At 34.7% G+C, this 18534-nt stretch carries 22 protein-coding genes; 12 read left to right on the forward strand and 10 right to left on the reverse strand.

All coding sequences use genetic code 11. The features are described from left to right. The first annotated feature begins 55 nt into the window (after window positions 1–55). Entirely contained in the window at window positions 56–1003 is a 948-nt protein-coding gene (secF, locus tag AA637_RS12410) for a protein translocase subunit SecF (protein WP_446684589.1), read from the forward strand. Between the two features lie 78 nt (window positions 1004–1081). On the opposite strand, the gene bicA is transcribed toward secF, so the two are convergent. The 5 genes from bicA to AA637_RS12435 form a co-directional block, all read right to left on the reverse strand. Then, a complete protein-coding gene (bicA, locus tag AA637_RS12415; RefSeq protein ID WP_446683019.1) occupies window positions 1082–2782 on the reverse strand; it encodes a bicarbonate transporter BicA in 1701 nt (566 codons plus the stop codon). A gap of 656 nt (window positions 2783–3438) precedes the next feature. Then, window positions 3439–4341: a glycerate kinase gene (locus AA637_RS12420; protein ID WP_446683020.1), complete on the reverse strand. Its 903-nt coding sequence runs from the start codon at window positions 4339–4341 to the stop codon at window positions 3439–3441. Window positions 4342–4347: 6 nt separating this feature from the next. After that, entirely contained in the window at window positions 4348–5013 is a 666-nt protein-coding gene (locus AA637_RS12425; protein WP_446683021.1) for a ComF family protein, read from the reverse strand. Window positions 5014–5081: 68 nt separating this feature from the next. Beyond that, complete coding sequence (locus AA637_RS12430) at window positions 5082–6002, reverse strand: 3'-5' exonuclease (RefSeq protein WP_446683022.1); 921 nt, start codon at window positions 6000–6002, stop codon at window positions 5082–5084. A gap of 246 nt (window positions 6003–6248) precedes the next feature. Continuing rightward, entirely contained in the window at window positions 6249–6866 is a 618-nt protein-coding gene (locus tag AA637_RS12435) for an alpha/beta hydrolase (protein ID WP_446683023.1), read from the reverse strand. A gap of 26 nt (window positions 6867–6892) precedes the next feature. Between AA637_RS12435 and AA637_RS12440 the strand changes: the two genes are divergently transcribed. From AA637_RS12440 to AA637_RS12460, 5 genes are all read left to right on the forward strand, one after another. Beyond that, window positions 6893–7483 (forward strand): hypothetical protein, encoded by a 591-nt coding sequence (locus AA637_RS12440; RefSeq protein WP_446683024.1) that lies wholly within the window; start codon window positions 6893–6895, stop codon window positions 7481–7483. A gap of 157 nt (window positions 7484–7640) precedes the next feature. Next, a complete protein-coding gene (locus AA637_RS12445) occupies window positions 7641–8339 on the forward strand; it encodes a lysophospholipid acyltransferase family protein (protein ID WP_446683025.1) in 699 nt (232 codons plus the stop codon). Between the two features lie 11 nt (window positions 8340–8350). Next, the gene (locus tag AA637_RS12450; protein WP_446683026.1) at window positions 8351–9070 is read left to right on the forward strand and encodes a hypothetical protein; all 720 of its coding nucleotides are present in this window, start codon (window positions 8351–8353) and stop codon (window positions 9068–9070) included. A 260-nt stretch (window positions 9071–9330) separates the two neighbouring features. Then, window positions 9331–9780 carry a photosystem II protein PsbQ gene (gene psbQ, locus AA637_RS12455; RefSeq protein WP_446684590.1) on the forward strand — a complete coding sequence of 150 codons (450 nt, stop codon included), beginning with the start codon at window positions 9331–9333 and terminating at the stop codon, window positions 9778–9780. A 90-nt stretch (window positions 9781–9870) separates the two neighbouring features. Continuing rightward, the gene (locus tag AA637_RS12460) at window positions 9871–11199 is read left to right on the forward strand and encodes a MurT ligase domain-containing protein (RefSeq protein ID WP_446683027.1); all 1329 of its coding nucleotides are present in this window, start codon (window positions 9871–9873) and stop codon (window positions 11197–11199) included. A gap of 6 nt (window positions 11200–11205) precedes the next feature. Here AA637_RS12460 and AA637_RS12465 read toward each other — a convergent pair whose 3' ends face one another. Further along, entirely contained in the window at window positions 11206–11811 is a 606-nt protein-coding gene (locus tag AA637_RS12465) for a hypothetical protein (protein WP_446683028.1), read from the reverse strand. A 105-nt stretch (window positions 11812–11916) separates the two neighbouring features. Further along, the gene (locus tag AA637_RS12470) at window positions 11917–12342 is read right to left on the reverse strand and encodes a hypothetical protein (protein WP_446683029.1); all 426 of its coding nucleotides are present in this window, start codon (window positions 12340–12342) and stop codon (window positions 11917–11919) included. An 87-nt stretch (window positions 12343–12429) separates the two neighbouring features. On the opposite strand from AA637_RS12470, the gene AA637_RS12475 reads away from it, so the two are divergent. Continuing rightward, on the forward strand, window positions 12430–13449 hold the full coding sequence (locus AA637_RS12475; RefSeq protein WP_446683030.1) for a hypothetical protein: 1020 nt from the start codon (window positions 12430–12432) through the stop codon (window positions 13447–13449). Window positions 13450–13590: 141 nt separating this feature from the next. Here AA637_RS12475 and AA637_RS12480 read toward each other — a convergent pair whose 3' ends face one another. Together AA637_RS12480 and folK are read right to left on the reverse strand one after the other, a co-directional pair. Continuing rightward, window positions 13591–14145, reverse strand: coding sequence for a shikimate kinase (locus tag AA637_RS12480; RefSeq protein WP_446683031.1), 555 nt, complete (start codon window positions 14143–14145; stop codon window positions 13591–13593). Window positions 14146–14274: 129 nt separating this feature from the next. After that, a complete protein-coding gene (gene folK, locus AA637_RS12485) occupies window positions 14275–14802 on the reverse strand; it encodes a 2-amino-4-hydroxy-6-hydroxymethyldihydropteridine diphosphokinase (protein ID WP_446683032.1) in 528 nt (175 codons plus the stop codon). A 46-nt stretch (window positions 14803–14848) separates the two neighbouring features. Here folK and AA637_RS12490 point away from each other — a divergent pair, with 46 nt between their 5' ends. The 4 genes from AA637_RS12490 (at window position 14849) to AA637_RS12505 (ending at window position 17426) form a co-directional block, all read left to right on the forward strand. Then, complete coding sequence (locus tag AA637_RS12490; protein WP_446683033.1) at window positions 14849–15592, forward strand: HEAT repeat domain-containing protein; 744 nt, start codon at window positions 14849–14851, stop codon at window positions 15590–15592. Window positions 15593–15937: 345 nt separating this feature from the next. After that, window positions 15938–16423 (forward strand): allophycocyanin, encoded by a 486-nt coding sequence (locus tag AA637_RS12495; protein ID WP_069789309.1) that lies wholly within the window; start codon window positions 15938–15940, stop codon window positions 16421–16423. Between the two features lie 94 nt (window positions 16424–16517). Then, a complete protein-coding gene (gene apcB / locus AA637_RS12500; RefSeq protein ID WP_069789310.1) occupies window positions 16518–17003 on the forward strand; it encodes an allophycocyanin subunit beta in 486 nt (161 codons plus the stop codon). A gap of 219 nt (window positions 17004–17222) precedes the next feature. After that, a complete protein-coding gene (locus AA637_RS12505; protein ID WP_069789311.1) occupies window positions 17223–17426 on the forward strand; it encodes a phycobilisome linker polypeptide in 204 nt (67 codons plus the stop codon). A 100-nt stretch (window positions 17427–17526) separates the two neighbouring features. On the opposite strand, the gene AA637_RS12510 is transcribed toward AA637_RS12505, so the two are convergent. Continuing rightward, complete coding sequence (locus tag AA637_RS12510; RefSeq protein WP_446683034.1) at window positions 17527–18054, reverse strand: cofactor assembly of complex C subunit B; 528 nt, start codon at window positions 18052–18054, stop codon at window positions 17527–17529. Between the two features lie 210 nt (window positions 18055–18264). On the opposite strand from AA637_RS12510, the gene AA637_RS12515 reads away from it, so the two are divergent. Beyond that, the gene (locus AA637_RS12515; RefSeq protein ID WP_446683035.1) at window positions 18265–18507 is read left to right on the forward strand and encodes a TIGR02450 family Trp-rich protein; all 243 of its coding nucleotides are present in this window, start codon (window positions 18265–18267) and stop codon (window positions 18505–18507) included. Window positions 18508–18534: the final 27 nt, after the last annotated feature.

The raw sequence follows: 18534 nt of genomic DNA on the forward strand, positions 1-18534 counted from the left end.
AATAGTTAAAACATTATCAATTATCAACTATCAATTATTAATTATTTATCAAATGATTCAGTTTAATGTTGTCAAATGGGAGAAGATATGGTGGAGTATCTCTGCTATTTTGTGTATCCTCAGTGTGGTGGCGATGGTGGTTTCCTATACGACTATTGGTACTCCTTTACGTCCTAGTATCGACTTTGTAGGGGGTACTAGATTACAGTTGGAGTTGGACTGTAGTGTGGAAGGTAATTGCGATCGCCCTTTAACCACCAACCAAGTCAGAGAAGTATTAGAAGGTCAAAATTTAGCCAATAGTAGTGTCCAAATAGTAGGAGATGAGCAAAGAAGTTTATCCATTCGTACCCAAACCCTCGATGTAGAGGCAAGAACCAGATTAGCAGAAGCTCTAACCCAAGAAATAGGGGCTTTTGACCCAGAAAGTCAACAAATCGACACCGTAGGACCTAGCATAGGACAGGAGTTGTTTACCTCTGGGATTTTGGCTCTTTTGGTGTCCTTTTTTGGTATTGTGGTATACCTAAGTATTAGGTTTAAAACTGACTATGCTTTTTTTGCCGTTCTTGCCCTTCTCCATGATGCTTTAATCGCCCTTGGTTTCTTTGCCGTCCTAGGTTTAACCATAGGTGTGGAAGTTGACACCCTCTTTTTGGTGGCAATATTAACCATTATCGGTTTTTCTGTTAATGACACTGTGGTAATCTACGATCGCATCAGGGAAATCAGCAAAGATGAACACATCGACGCAGAAACCATGAACGAAACCATCGTCATTGCTGTTAATCAAACCCTCACTCGTTCTATCAATACCAGTTTAACTACGGTTTTACCCTTAGTTGCCATTTTCCTTTTTGGTGGAGAAACTCTCAAATATTTCGCCCTAGCTTTAATTGTCGGTTTCTTAGCAGGCTCTTATTCTAGTATTTTTGTGGCTAGTACCCTTTTGGGATGGTGGCGTAAAACCATTAATAAAAACAAGTCCGTAGCTGTGAGTTAAAAAAGTACAGGGTGAGCAATGCCCACCCTCAAATCATTTCTCTAACAAGGGAAAAACTAAAATGTGTCCAATAAAAATCTAACTATCTACGGCTACTTGTTCGGTAGAAGGATCAAGACTTTGTTTTGCCCTGACAATGTTTAACCCTTCTTGTAAGGCCGTCAGGCGATCGCCCATCCAATGGTGTCCAGGAATTAATCCTGCAATACCAAGTTTTTCGAGACGACGTTTCACCTTCCCTGTAGCCCCCACCACAATAACTTCACGACCTAAATCGATAGCTTCATGGATAGCATTTTCAATGGCAAGGGAAGAAGTTACCCCCAACACAGGCACTTCACTTAAATCCACCAAAAATACATCATAATTATCAATGGCACTGTGTTCCCGTGCGATCGCCTTTGCCACCCCAAAAATCATTGGGCCACTAAGATGGAAAAGTAACAAACGATTATCCGCCAAATCAAGAATTTGTTTCTCCTCATCACTCAACAGAATTTGATCATCATCATCCGTAATAGTTTTAACCGCCGTAGATTGTAACTCCGATAACTTCTCAATGGTCAAGATATTAGCAATAAATACCCCCACAGCCACCGCAATCATCAAATCTACAAACACCGTTAACAACACCACCACATAGACAATTCCTGCCGCTTTCCAAGAAATTTTGTGAACCCGTTTGAGAAAACCAGAATCAATAACGCTAATACCTACCTTCAACACAATGCCCGCCAACACAGCTAAAGGAATATCAGCGGTTAAGGGCGCTGCCCAGATAGCAATAATGAATAAAACCCCTGCCCTTACCACACTCGCTAAAGTCGAACGTGCACCTGCCTGAATTGCTACCACACTAGGGGTTGTAGCCCCAGAACCAGCAATACCCCCACAAACACCAGTGATGATATTCGCCAGTCCTTGACCAATTAATTCTTTATTCGATTTATGCTCACCACGGGTTAAACTATCACACACCAAACAGGTTAATAAACAGTCAATACAACCCACCGTTGCCAAGACAATGGCATTGACAAACATAAGTCGTAAATTTTCCATATTCCAAGTAGGCATTTGTAACTTGGGTAAACCAGGGGTAATTTCACCGATGGTACTGATGGTGCGAATATCATAGTCTCTCAAAAGGAAAACAGTGATTAATGTACCAATCAACAAAGCCGTTAACTGAGGAGGTACAATAGCTTTCCATTTGCGAGGATAGAAAAATAAAATGGCGAGGGTAATTAAACCCAGTGCCAACTCTTGAGGATTAATATTTGTGATTAATTCAGGAAGATTCCTAATAACTCCAATCACCCCTCCTGCCGGGGTTTCTTGACCCAAGAATGGGGCAATTTGTAAGAAAATGAGAATGACCCCGATACCTGTCATGAAACCTGAGATGACGTTGTAGGGAAGCATGGTGATATATTTTCCCAGTTTCAAGACTCCAAAAAGAATCTGGAAAACTCCTGCCATCATAATGACAGTGAAGCCCATGGCTAAACCTGTTTCTGGATTGCGCGCGATCAATTCAGCCATCACCGCTGTGACGATAACTGTCATTGGACCAGTAGGTTCAGAAATTAGGCTTGGTGTACCCCCAAACAAGGAAGCAAAAAACCCCACAAGGATAGCTCCCCAAATTCCAGCTGAAGCCCCAGCACCAGAAGCAATCCCGAAGGCTAATGCCATGGGTAATGCCACCACTGCTGCGGTTAAACCTCCAAAAATATCCCCTTTGAGGTTATCAAATTTGATTGGATTGATTACTTGCATAGTAGTTATTTTTTTTGGCGAAAATGATTATTTAGTTTGTTGTGTTTTTTGTTTTCATAGGATTCTTAAGTAGGTTGGCAAAATTAATTTTAAACTCTTATGAACAAGGGGTTTAAACCCCTTGCCTAAATCGATTTAATTATGCCTACTTACTTATGATTATTTGTGAGAAAATTATCACCAATAATTTAGAGGTAATAAATTTTTACCTTTTGCTAAGTAATTGATTTTTAAATAGTTCACAAATTGATTGAGAATTCTATAGAACTTTTTAAGTTGAATAAGTATAAAAAAGTTTTTTAAGCAAGAACTAATATATTTTATTAATGGCAAAAAACAAGAGAATAACGGTTATAAACACTATCATAAATAGCGAACTATTGTTTTAGTCATTAACTAATTATGTAATTGTTACGGTATCAAATCTTTTGTAATAAAAGAATTAACAATAACTCTCTTAAAATATTAGAGATGATATAAGTTAAATTTTTGTTAAGAAAATATTTCTTTTTATCGCTATAGTGCGATAGTTTGGATTGTGCGATGATGCCAAACCCGTGACTATTTAACCTAATTTACAGTAAGAATTGATCAAATTATACCGAATCACGAGGGAATATGGTTCATGGTGCGAGTTTTAATCTATTTTGTGTAACCTAGTTATTATTTATCATATAATCTGCACAAAAATGATTTTGATCAATTTTTATTACCAGTGATTTGCTTACAGATAAGGTATTGATGAATAATTCTGGGTGCAGGGCTTTCCAAAAATACTCGACAAATTCTTTGATTTCTTGATTACTCATTCCTGTTTTTCCTTGGGCTTTCATTTTTTGTTCGGCTTCTTGGCGCCAAGGCAAACTGTAGTGATAATCAATGGGGTTTAGGATTATTTGATAGTCTATTAATTCCCAAAGAGGTAAATATTCTTTTAGTCTTTGGTTACAGTCTTTGGCAAATTGTTTGTCGGCTTCGGTGATGATAGGATGGGGAGGGTTATTAAATTTGTCTTCTGGAATGGGCTTTACTCCTACAAACCATCCTTCAAACAAAATTATATCCACTTTATTGGTTGTTTTATCAGATTTTAAATCACGAAGTGGTATCTGATCGCCCTTACCCCCATGTAAGGATTTATCAAAACGAGGAATAACCACGGGGCGACATTGCAATAGAGATTGTAGGACTCTTAAAGCTAAGGATACATCATGGGTGAGGGGAGGGCCACGCCAAATTAAACGGGGGTCAGATTTTGCTAACTCTTTTCTTTCTTCATAGGTTTTATAAAAGTCATCCAAAGAAATAGTTTCACTGTTAATATTTAACTGGGTTAATAAATACTTTAAAATTTTAGTTAGAGTCGTTTTTCCTGTACTTTGTCCTCCTAAAATTCCCACTAATAATGGTTGAGATTTTTCTTTAAATTGATTTGCCAAGTGGATAGTAAGAGGCATCCATAAATTATTATATAACTTGCTTACTTCTTGGTCATTTTTAAAGTCTAAATCATCACATATTAGTTTAATGTTTTCTTTTATAATCAGATCATTATTCATGATTAGTTATTCATTATTTTTAAAACTAGATGCGATCGCAATTACCCCTAAAACATCAATTTTTAGAGCCTTTAAAACTTTAACTGCTTCCTGTACCGTTGCTCCTGTAGTATAAATATCGTCTAAAACTATAACAGAGTGTTGACGATTAAACCGAGAATAATCTTTCCCAATGGTAAAGGCTTGAGTAATATTATTTTGTCTTTCCAGAGGATTTAAGCCAAACATAGCATCAGTATTTTTTATCCTTGCTAATAAATGGGGAAGATAATTATAACTTGTTATTTCACAGAAAGATTTAGCCACTAATTCTGCCTGATTAAAGCCTCTTTCTTTTAACTTTTTTTGATGCAGAGGTATAGGTGCGATCGTGATTTTTTGACCTTTTTTTAACAAATTTTGAGTAATCCATTCCTTCGCCAGTAACTGCCCAAAAACTTCTCCCAATTTTGTTTGATTTTCATATTTAAAAGTAAAAATAGCTCTTTTTATATAGTTTTCATATCTAGCCCAAATAAACAAAAGATATTTTTTATTCTTCTGAATTACTGGATTAGCTACTCTACAAGTAATTAACTGATTATGGCAATATTCACAAATGATACTATTACTTTTTCGCTCACACAATGCACAACTAGATTTAAATAAAAACGAAGAAAGAATATCTATCATAATAATTAATACAAAATATTTAACATTCGTTATTTTTTTATAATACGTTACCACAAAAATAATAAAACTTATTTAATATCTTTCAAACTATAAGAAATTGTTGTTTCTACTTTTGTCTCCAAATCATCTAAACTATTACCTAAACTTTTTTGAATATTCTTAGTTAAATTAATACTAAAATCTATACTATTACCTTTCTCATTAATTAGCCGTATTAAATTTTGTATAGTAGTTTTGATTGTATTCGTTTTTCTTTCAGACAACTTAAAATAATTATTTTCCTCAAGATTATTATCAAGCATTTTTTCTTTAATATTATCCTTTAAAAATTTGATTTCAGAATCTAAAAATAACCATTGTTCTTCGATTTCCCTATATCTTTTACAAAGATCTTCCAAACTAATATTATCTTGATTTTCTTTCATAATTTTATCTAACTTTAATAAATGTTGATAAACTTGAGCTAAATAGACACAATCCATTTGAGCATAATATAACTGATTTTTCTTTAAAGGACGAACTCCCCAATCTCCGCTCTGCTCATTTTTGTCAATGTCTTTGAAATCGGTAAAATACTCAGTTAGTGTTTTTAAAGACTTACTTTTAACAGGTAAAATATGATAAGGAATTGTTTTAGCGAGCTCATAAGTACAAAAAACATTTTTAGTTTGTTTTCCTCCCAAAAATCTTAGATCATATTTAGCATTATGAAAAACCTTTGTGATGCTTTCATTCATCATAATATGGTCAACAAAATAACCTACCAATTCTTCCTGATTTAAAACATCAAATAAATAAGTACGACTACCATCAATATTATCAGGATAAGCCAACACTTGAATAAGGGAAATTCGAGGAGTTTTGGTTTTATAGTCAGCGGTTTCTGTATCAACCCATAATATATCTATATCTCTCAAATCAAGAATTATACTTTTAATCTCATCTTTGTTTGTTAAATACATAAACTTAATATTAATTTTTTTAGACAAGGCTTTTTTAACCTTTTTTCTATAAAACTACCACTTAAGTAAGTGGGCATAATTAAATCGATTTAGGTAAGGGGTTTAAACCCCTTGTTCATAAGAGTCTTAATAAAATAAGAGCTATAATTAATTTCGCCAACCTATTTATCAGTAAAAAGAGTAAGTAATAAACAATTCGTTATCCATAACTTATTTGAATTAATTTACATTACCTAACACCTTATCCCCTAAAGCAATTCCCTGTAGATGTTGTTACTTATAATTAACTTGTTTTAAAACAAAATCACGTATCACATTAATCTCTAAGGGTATAATTTCATGAGCCATTTGATACTCCTTATATTGTATATTTATACCCACATTTTCTAACTTTGTTTTGGCATCTCTCGCCGCTTGAATTGGTACAATAAGATCATTTGTACCATGGCAAATCAGAGTAGGAGGAAAAGGATTTCTCTCGGTGCTAGGCTCAAAATGCAGATAGCCACTGAGACTGCATACCCCCGCTACAGGTAACTGTAAGCCCACATCTAAACTCATGGCACCACCTTGAGAAAAACCGCCCACAATGGTTTTACTGAGGGGAATATTAGTCTTATCTTCGAGGGTTAGTAACCAACGATAAAAAGTATCGACACTTTCTCTGATGCCCTGATTATTATTTTCTAGGGCATACCATGCTTTACCTTCTGGCACATGGGGATGAGCATAGGGGGCATTGGGGAAGATATATTGACAGTGGGGTAAGTCTAAGAGTGGCGGAAGGGAAGATAAATCATGATAGTTTGCCCCCCAGCCATGGAGTAACACAAAAACATACTTGATTTCTTGCCCAGATGGAGGATTATGGATAATGGTATCTAAATTCATTTTGTATCTATGCTGTGATAAATTAGATGCTGTTTAAACAGTATTTTATCTTTTTGTTGGTGAAAATATTATTAATTAAAATTACTATTGCTTGTCTTTTTTTTGTCCCTGCTTTAGATTTATTGACCAAAGTGTTTGTTAATTCAGATTTATCTTATCGTTTCCTTTGCGGAGGACTTTTACTTTTTTGCTTGGAACAATGTAAGATGGCAATCATTGATTTAAGGGATTATTTTGTGGTAAAAACAAATATAAAATATCATAATATTTCCTTCTATTTTACCATTTTGTGTTCCACGATCGCCCTTGAATTGATAGGATTTTACTATATGTACTTCTATATAAATATTGGAGCAATCATAACTTTAATAAGTCAACTATGGTTTAATAGTTTAGCAAAAATAAAAATAAACATATTTAGAGAGCAAATAACTATCATCCCTTGGGGAATAGAAAAAAGAATAGGGGAATTAATTGGGGCTATATTAGGAATAACCTTAATCATTTTATGGTCACTAAATATTTATCCTTTAACCATGGGTTTCTTAATGCTAACCATGATGATAGCCTTTCTCACTATAAAATATGGATTACCAATGGTGATGAAAAATTCCTAACACAAAAAATGGTGTTTTATGATGAATTACTATCTATTCTATTATGAAAAGAATAGTTCAAAAAACAAAAAAAGACAATCAAAAAACTGTCACCGCCATAGCCAAAGAAATTAATAATAGTTTTAAGCTAGAGAGAATAATAAATTAATAAAAAACCATGATTAATGAGCAAAAATTAACAAATTTACTTGCTAATAGCCACTCTCCAACCATTATCTCAGAAGTAGCCCCTTGGCTTAGTAAAATAGTTTATCCCCTCGGAAAACAATTACTCCTTCCCTTTTTCTTCAAAAAAGTAACTATTACAGGGCAAGAAAATATTCCCACCGATGGGGCAGTAATCGTGGCACCCACCCACCGCTCTCGCTGGGATGCTATCATAGTACCCTATGCGGTAGGTAGATTGTCCAGTGGTAGAAATCCACATTTTATGGTATCTGCCAACGAAATGAAAGGAATACAGGGTTGGTTTATTCGTCGTCTAGGAGGATTTCCTGTTAATACAGAGCATCCAGGCATTGAAAGTTTAAAATATAGTTTTGAGTTGTTATGTCAAGGGGAAATGGTAGTTATTTTTCCTGAAGGGGGCATTTTTCGCACCAAGGAGGTACAACCCTTAAAAAGGGGAGTTGCTAAAATAGCCCTCGACACTGAGGAGGTAAAACCAGAAGTAGCTACAAAAATTTTACCAGTTAAAATCACTTATGATCAAGAGATACCCAAAAGGGGAGCAAGTGTTGAAGTTAACATTGGTAAGCCTTTAATGGTCAAAAAATATTGTTCTTCTTCTCAAAGTGCAAAACGAAATAGTCTTGATTTAACCCAAGATTTACAACAGTCGTTAATAGATTTGTGATTATATAGGTAATGAAACAAGTTTTATTTCCCGTTACAGGTGCGATCGCAGGTAGTTGTATTCCTTCGACAATGGGGGGCATCGGTATAGTGGGAAGTTTTGGAGGTATAGGCTTAGGATTAGGCTCAACCGCAGGGCTAGGTTTTATCACAGGTGGGGCTTTGTATGGTTGTATTCATGGCATCAACACAAAAGATTCCTCTGCAACTGTTAGCACTTGTGTAGGGATTTTAAGCGGAATTACAACCCATCAAACCATAGGAAACATAGGTATAGCGATGGGTGGCACAGCGTTAGGAGTGGGAATTGGTGCCATGGCTTTTTCTGGCGGAATTTTAGGTTTAGGAATATATGGTTTAGCCAGAATGTTTGATAACGGTAAGACATGCCCAGAGTCTTTTACTCAAACTTATTCTAGGATAGAAGACAAAGTTTTATGTTTAGAAGCCTATAACGAAGCTATGACGGAAGTTGACCCCACCTTAGCACAATTATCATGGGAGCATCGATGGGCAGAAATAGAAGTAGATTATGAATTAAATGACCTAAAGAAAAAATTAGGTTCTAAAATTGATTATGTAAGATTAAATAAGATGAAAATATTAAAAGCAAAAAGAGATGACTTAATGAATCAGTTAAAACAAACTTTTTCAAGCTATAAAAAATTTAATCTGTTACAAGAAATCGATAACATTGAAAAACAAATTAAGGAAAATAGTCTTTTCAAATAGCCTTATAGAATAACTCTAAAGTTTATTTTATCTATTTTATTAGACACTAATATTAATAAAACTTGTCACTATAAAAAATGTTGGCAGGGTAATGTATCATAATTTCCAAAACAATAATATTTTTTACCCACTCTACCTTTCTAGGATATTATTCGATGGAAGTATTTCACCAACAAAATAAATAAACTTGGCTAATCGTAGCAATTCTGAGAAAATAATCAGAGAACAAAATTTTAATGAACGTTAATAAAAACAAGATGATGAAAAAAATACGTCCCATTCTATCCCTTCTTTTGGTACTGGTTACTACTTTATTAGTCAGTTGTAGTAGCCCTACTAAAGCCAAAATTCCTACAGTTTATAGCCCAGAAAAAATTGAGCAACTACAATTATACCGAGCCCCCATCGCCGAAGCACGGGAGAAAATGGCTACCCTCGAAGAGTTTATTAAAACTGAAAATTGGGTAGATACCAGAACCTTTATTCATGGTCCTTTAGGGGGCTTACGTCAGTCTATGGCGAATGCTTCTAGTCGTTTACTTCAAAAAGATCAAAAATCTGCTCAAAACCTTGCTAGAGAGTTGTTTAGTCATTTTGAAAGAATAGATGCTGCCGCCAAGGAAAGAAACTATAATGCAGCAGAGGCTCAATATTTTGAAGCCCTCAAAGATTTTGATGCTTATCTTGATATTATTCCTAGCAATAGTTAATTAGCGTTAGGGAATAATTTAGGTGATGGTTATTAGTGTTAGGTATTTAATAAATTAATTTTTTTGATTTTGGAGAGTGGGGCAATATTGATGGTTAAGTTTCCTTTGGCTTTGGCGGTAGCAACGGCAAAAATTGTCACTGGCACAGTGCGTCTGTTGGGTTTGGGGGCAGCGAGTGTTTTACCGGGGGCTATTGCTAGACGTTTCCATCCTCGTCTATTGGCGGTTTTGTCAAAGCAGATTAAGAAAGGGGTAATTTTGGTAGTTGGTACTAATGGCAAAACGACTACTTCTCTTTTGTTGAAGGAAATTTTGCAAAATGATGGTTATAGGGTAATTCACAATTCCACGGGGGCCAATTTAATCAATGGTTTGGTTACTTGTTTGATTGATAATAGTAATCTATGGGGAAAAATAGAGGCGGATTATGCCATTCTTGAGGTAGATGAAAATGTTTTACCTTTGGTGTTAAGGGAGTGCAACCCTAGCCATATTTTAGCTCTAAATTTATTCCGAGATCAATTAGATCGTTATGGGGAAGTTGATACTATTAGTTATCGGTGGAAAGAGGCGATCGCACCTTTATCCCAAGCGACTACAATTGTTATTAATGGAGATGATCCTACCCTTTGTTATTTAGGGCAAAATATTGATAAAAAAGTTCTCTTTTTCGGCTTAAATGAAAGAGATTTATACTTAGAAGAAATTCCCCATGCAGTAGATTCTATTTATTGTCCAAATTGTGGTCATTTCCTTGACTATGAAGGGGTTTACCTTTCTCATCTGGGAGACTATGACTGCCCAAAATGTGAATTTACTAAGAGTAAATTAAACGTAAATAGCCAAGAGTGGGGACAAATTTTAATCGGAGTTTACAACAAATATAATACTTTAGCCGCTGGATTACTAGCCCAATCTGTGGGAGTAGAAAAAGAAGTAATTAATCAAACTATTATTAACTTTAAAGCAGCCTTTGGTAGAGCAGAAGAATTAACCATTAATAATAAGCATATTCGCATTCTTCTATCTAAAAATCCTGTGGGCATGAATGAAACTATCAGGGCAGTAAATGACCTGAAAAAAATTAACCCCCACTGTACCACTATGATGATTTTAAACGATCGCACTCCAGATGGTACCGATGTATCATGGATATGGGATGTAGATACTGAAAAATTAGTGGAGTCTGGAGGCAATATAGTGGTTAGCGGAGACAGGGTTTATGATATGTCCCTAAGATTGAAATATAGCCTAGATAATATAGACAGTGACTTGAATTTAATTGTCAAAGAAAATCTACCTGAAGCCATAGAAGAAGCTTTAAAAATTACTCCCGAAAATCAGACACTATACATAATTCCCACCTATTCCGCCATGCTAGAAGTGAGAAAAATTTTAGTTGGTAGAAGTATTTTATAGCAAAAATTAATATACCTGACCTCTATAGGTTTTCGGTTTTTTCTTTATTTTTGTGATACTTTCTTCTTTTTCTTCATGAATAAAGGCTGCCCCTCGATAGGTTTCATAACTTTGAACTTTTCTTTGAGGAGGAGAACTTGGGGTTGTGGTAGTAGGGGAATTTTTGTCACGAACACTAATATTCCATTGGACATTATTCTCTAGCTCTGTAATACTAGCACTCATGATATGTTCTTCCCTGTTAGTATTATTAACTATTTTTTTATTTGAAGCTCGGAAATTTTGACTAGAAAATTTTTGACTATTATTGTTGTCGTTAATTACTCTATTATTTTCACTATTTACCTGCTTAGAAGGCACAAACTTTTTGCCCATCACTTCCACTTTTTCTTCCATCCATACGGTATAGGAAAATTTAGTTTCAGTGACAAAACTTTCTTCTCCCTTACTTAACAATTCAGCAGAAAGAAATAGAGCTTTTTCTCTAAATCTTTTAGGGACATCAGATTTTCTGAGGAAACTTTTGCCAAAACATTTTATTTTAAGACCTTTTTGTATTTCTTCTGCTTTAACTCCGTGGGTTTGTAAATGTTCTAAAGACAATATCTCCATAACTCTATTTTTTCCTTGAACTGAAGTTTTTATTTAAACTATTCACCTATTACTGATTCCATGGTAGGGGATAGATTCAGGTCGTGATGTAAAATAGCTTACATTTTAGTTTATTTGATAAGCAAAATATTTGTCTTCTCCATCTTCTTTATATTCTTTTAATAATCTCCAAGTTTCTCCTTGTTTTCTTCTTTCTATATCTAACTGAAATTCGTTTTTAATGGTTTTTGTTTTATTGTTATTTAGTTTAAGTTTAATGTTATAGATTCCTTCTAAATGATAAACTGACAAATTATAAATTATTCTTGATTCTATGCGTTTAACATCTATCTTACTAAGCTCAAATGTAGCTGGTTTTGTCTTTAATTGATCACCTAAATTATTATAGCTTGATTGTAGGGTAAGGGCGATCGCCTTTTCAACTATAGAAGGAGGCGGGGCAAATTCTAGGGGAGCAGAAATAGAGGAACAACCCACACAGATAAAAAATAATGATAAATTAATAATGATAAGTTGAATAATATTTTTCATGTCCTAGCTACAATACGACCAAAATTGAATTTTTATCTAATTTAAAACAACAACTATCTTAAAATCTAATTTATATTTATAAAATTAATGGATAATCAAAAACCAGAGAATAAACCTGCTGATATAGAGATAAAAGAGACTATTATTAGTTTAAAAAAGACTATAAAGAAACTACAATTAACCCTAGAAAGAATTAATCAATCAGAAATACAAAAGTTTCCCACCATAGAAATTACTAACACTTTTATCGAGTCTAGTAACAACTTAATTAATAATATTAAACTTGCTCCCCGTTTTAAAGTTCAAGATAATTCTGAAACTATACCAAAGAATGTTCCCGAAAACCTACCCTCTCGCAAAAAAAGACTTAATTTTGATTTTCGTTTAGGAGCGCTCACAAAGTGGCAGACCTTTGGTCTGATCGCCCTTGTTTCAATTATAATTATCTTGGGAATATGCTGGACTCTCATCAACCCCAACCTAGAAATAGATAATAGTGAAGATAAAACAAAGATTGTCGCCATCGAAACACCCCCAAATAAGCAAAATCCCCCCGACATAGACACCCCAGACAATCAAACAAAAACAGAAAATATCATCAACTCAGAAACAAATATCAAGGAAAATGTCGTTAACGATAAACCTGACATAGAAAAATCACTAGACAATAATTCCACCCAAAAAGGAATAGTAGAAACTCCCCCCGCTATTATTGCTGATGATACTCCCCCTCAACCAGAAAAAATTGAACAACCAATTCCCGATAAAGAAGTAGAAATAATTATCGAACAAAAAACCGTTAGCGCCCTTACTATCGAACAAACATTATACGATAACATTCAAGAGCAAATTGACCAAATTACTGATAAATACGGTAAAAATTTAATTATTAATCTAAAAGCGAATTTTAGTGAAAACAATCTTCTTATCACCCTTACTCAAAATTGGTATCAAATGAATAGTAATGAACAAGATAATTTCGTCAATGATGTTTATGACATTGGCAGACTGCTTTATTTTAATAAAATTAATTTCCAAGATAGCCAAGGAAATTTAGTGGCAAGAAATGCAGTTATTGGAGATAAAATAATTATCACTCAAAGATAAATCTATTATTAAAAATAACTTTAAATATTAATATTAAATCCATGAAATAATTTAATACTTTAGTTTTTTAAATCTCCCAATTATGGGAGATTTATAGAGCTAAACTGATAAGCATAATATGGAACTAATGTTTCTGATCAATCAATTCAAATTAGGATTAAATTCAGGCTTTACCTTACTAGGAATAACTCTAATAATTTCTGTAACAATATCATCCGTAGATTGGTCTCTAGTAACCGAAATGGTTATATCTGCCTGTTGATAGAGACTTTTTCTTTGCTCTAAAATATTACTTAATTTTTCTTGTAAATCAGTGTCCTTTAACAAAGGTCTAGTGTTGTCATGTTGTAATCTATCCACCAAAATATCCACAGGCACATCCAACCAAATAACCATACCATCTCGTAAATGAGCCCAATTATCGCTTTTCAAAACGATACCTCCCCCTGTACTAATTACAGTATGTAGATAACTAGACACTTCCCCTAAAACTCGATTTTCTAAAGTGCGAAAAACGTCTTCTCCATCCTCCTCAAAAATTTTATTAATACTTTTTTGAGCCACCACTTCAATAGTATTATCAGTATCTAAAAAACGGTATTCTAATTTATGAGCTAAAAACTTTCCTACAGTAGTTTTTCCTGAACCCATCATCCCAATTAAATAGATATTTAAGCCTCGTAATAATTTATCCATAAATATTTTATTTGATAGTCAATAGTTTGTAAATATGTCAATTTTTAATAAGATTGCTAATCTTATTTATCTTATATATAAGTAATTAGTCAGATTTTAAAGTTATTATGTTGATAAATATCTAAAGATTTAATCATCAGATAATTTGATAATATCATCATCACTATAATTAAGATTATTTTTTAATATTTGCACTGTTAAGTTTGTCACAGGATCAACCCATTGGGAAGCAATTTCAGCCAAAGGAATTAGGACAAAAGCTCTTTCTCTCATCAAAATATGGGGAACTTTTAAATTAGGTAAATCAATGAGTAAATCATCATATAAAATAAGATCTAAGTCAAGGGTTCTCGCACCCCATTTTTCTTTTCTTTCCCTACCAAATTTTTGTTCAATTTTGAGTAGAAAAGACAATAACTCAGAGGGATTAAAAGAAGTATTAATAGTAATACAACCATTAATGTAATCGGGTTGGGCAGGGCCAATGGGCTTAGTTTGATACCAACTAGAACATCGGATTAAATCGATTTGGGGGGCCGATTGGATAATTTCCACCGCTTTTTGTAAAGTATCTTTACTTTTTCCCAAATTACTGCCCAAAGCAATGGCAGATTTATACTTTCTGGTACAATGATTAACTTCAGTAGTAATAGACACTTAAAACTGTTTACCTGTGCATTAAGATAATGTATCATTATTTCATATGAATGACTCTAGCTTAAGTAACACTGCCATAGATTTTGATAACCTCGATCCTTTAGATTTAATCGAGGATAACGAACCCGAAAAGCCAGATCCTGATGTGATGCTGGGTTTGTTATCTAGCGACAATTTACAAGAACAAATTGAGGGGGCAAGGGCTTTTTGTGAAATTTCTGATTCTAGGGCTGTTCCTTTGCTAGTGGAACGTTTAAATCATAATTGTCCCTTGATACGGGTTAGTGCAGCTTATGCGTTAGGTAGAAACACTGATTCATCTGCAGTACAACCCCTTATTTTGACCCTTCAGAATGATTGGAATGGTTATGTACGTAAAGGAGTGGTGTGGGCTTTGGGGAATAGTGGAGATCGCACTTCATTCCAACCATTACTCCATGCCCTCAAACATGATATAGCTGCCGTGCGTCTTTGGTCGGCTAGTAGTATCGCTAATATTGCCAAATTGAACTACGAAGACATTATCACCTCCGTACCTTCCTTAATTACTACTTTACGGCAAGATGCGATCGCCGCTGTGCGTAGTAACTGTGCTTGGACAGTGGGCAAACTATGCCAAGAATTACCCTTTAACGTAGTCTATAACACCGCCATAGATGCCCTCATCGAAGCCCTAGTGGAAGACGAAGACTTAGGAGTAAAAGAAGACGCTAAAAGCTCTTTGCTCAAATTAGGAGATCCTAGGGGCTTACAAATGATCGAAGAATTAGAATTTGAAGGACTGATTTAATTGCCTCCGTGGGAAAAAGCAACAGGTAAGAATTATCAATTCTCCATTATAAATTGTCAATTATTTAACCCATTGCCCATTGCCTATTCCCTGTTCCCCTTACTAATTGTTAAAAAGTATTAAGAAAATGAATAAAAATGATACTTGATACTGCACAATAACATTCGGAAGGGAACATAACAATCCCAACCAAATAAACAAAGCTAATCAATATAACAACATTAAGTTATACTGGTTCTCAGATTGACCCTGAAAAGTCAAACAAAATTTAAATACCAGAAACATCAAAAAACTGGTTTAATAAAAAAAAACTATCTAAATTAATTTACTTGGAGGAATCCATAAATGAGTATCGTCACGAAATCCATCGTGAATGCTGACGCAGAAGCACGTTATTTAAGCCCCGGCGAACTAGACAGAATCAAGTCCTTCGTCTCTTCTGGTGAAAGCCGTCTAAGAATCGCTCAAACCTTAACTGATTCTCGTGAGCGCATCATCAAAGAAGCTGGCGATCGCCTCTTCCAAAAACGCCCTGACATCGTTTCTCCTGGTGGAAACTCCTACGGCGAAGAAATGACCGCTACTTGTTTACGTGACATGGACTACTATCTACGTCTAATCACCTATGGAGTAGTAGCTGGTGACGTTACCCCCATCGAAGAAATTGGCTTAGTTGGCGTAAAAGAAATGTACAAATCTTTAGGTACTGACATCGGCGCAGTAGCTCAAAGTGTACGTGAAATGAAAGAAGTTGCAACTTCCTTAATGTCTGCAGAAGACACCTCAGAAGCAGCTTCCTACTTCGACTATGTAGTCGGAGCATTACAATAGGTTTTACTCATAAATCCGTAAACCTATCGAGTCTAAAATTCTTTTAGTCCTGCAAAACTAACACAAAGTCAATTAATTAGAAAGGAAAATAACCATGCAAGACGCAATTACTGCAGTAATCAACTCCTCCGACGTACAAGGTAAATACCTTGACGCATCCGCTTTAACCAAATTAAAAGGCTACTTCCAAAGTGGTCAACTCCGTGTTCGTGCCGCTAGCGTAATCAGCGCTAACGCCGCTACCATCGTAAAAGAAGCTGTAGCTAAATCCTTACTATACTCTGACGTAACCCGTCCAGGTGGAAATATGTACACCACCCGTCGTTACGCTGCTTGTATTCGTGACTTAGACTACTATCTTCGTTACTCCACCTATGCTATGTTAGCTGGTGACGCTTCCATCTTAGATGAGCGCGTATTAAACGGTTTAAAAGAAACCTACAACTCCCTAGGAGTACCCATCAGTTCCACCGTTCAAGCTATCCAAGCTATGAAAGAAGTAACCGCTAGTTTAGTAGGTGCTGACGCTGGTAAAGAAATGGGTGTTTACTTCGACTATATCTGCTCTGGCTTAAGCTAAGACTTAAGGCTTGTAGATAGATAAGGTAAAACCTTAACCCACAGGTTAGGAAAGTCAGGAGTAAGTGCCAGTTTGACTTCATCGTTTAGTTAATTTAGTATTGACTCTTGGCTCCTAACCGTAGCTTTTCATTGCATAAGAAAGAATTATATATATCTCTCTCAATATAAAAAAAATCCGCTTAATAAATTTTTCCACAAACCAAGGAGACTACCTCACATGAGAATGTTTAAAGTAACGGCTTGTGTACCAAGTCAAACCAGAATCAGAACCCAAAGAGAATTACAAAACACCTACTTCACCAAATTAGTTCCCTACGATAACTGGTTCAAAGAGCAACAAAGAATTCAAAAAATGGGTGGTTCCATTGTTAAAGTACAATTAGTAACTGGCAGACAAGGTACTAACACTGGTTTACTTTAATTTATAGTTAGTAAAAAATAAAAATAAATTTAGGGGAAAATAAAACCATGAAATTCTCCCCAAAAGAATAAGAAGGGGTGTTAAATATAACATCCTTTTTTTATGCTTCCTTTACCTCATAATTAAAAGGGAAAGAAGTTTGTAAATTAATCAACTCATCCCGATGGGCTTGAATAGTAAAAACAGTTTCCTTTTTCTCCTCCTCATCAACAACATTATCAATGCGAAAAGCGACTTCTTCCACTCGTTTAGAACCTTTCCAGTAAAAGAAACCAGCTACGGGAGATAAAATAATTAAGCCGAGAAACCAGTTAATTTCAGGGTGAAATAACATTTGTAAGACAAGGGAAAAAGAAAATAAACCACATCCGGCCAAAAAACTGAGAAGGGCAGCCAAAAAGATACTCGGAGAAACTAAACCCTCCAAAGTAACCTTATTTCTTTCCCCATCGATCGCCTTTACTTGGTAAGATCTTTGTTGAAAGTAATCCCGAAGATATGCCAAAATACTATCCTCACTTTCAGGACAACGAAGAGTTACAACTTCAATTCTATCCTTGGTACTAGCACGAATAAAGAAAAATAAACCGATCATTAATAAAATAGTCAACAAAAAAGTAGAAACCATAAAATTTAAAATATAAGATAGCTAAAATTTATTGTATAGCACCAATGACTTAAACAATGGAGAATGGGGAATAGACATTAGTGAGTCCATAACAAAAGTGTAGAAATAATTGGCAAGAGATTATCTTCTCATAAAGGATTACTCGAATATCAGTTATCCCGAATTTAAGTTAATTAACTTTTTTTATTATCAACTATCAATTAATCATCCGTGGCTCAAAAACAAAAATTTCCTCATCTTTTAGGCTCAAAATGGACATCCACCCAACAAACTTGGGGCTGGAGACACTTTCAAGTAATTAACCGTAAAAATAAAGATAAATGGGTGTTTGCCGAAATGACAGCATCCTGCGATGATAATGTGCGTTTTTGGATAAATGCTAAACAATTAAAAGATAGAGATTTATGGCTACCAGGCTGGAAAACCTTAGAAGACATCAAAGAAATGGGTTAATAACAAAATGCGAATTTTTTACATCTT

Source organism: Cyanobacterium sp. HL-69 (assembly GCA_002813895.1).
Taxonomy (GTDB): Bacteria; Cyanobacteriota; Cyanobacteriia; order Cyanobacteriales; family Cyanobacteriaceae; genus Cyanobacterium.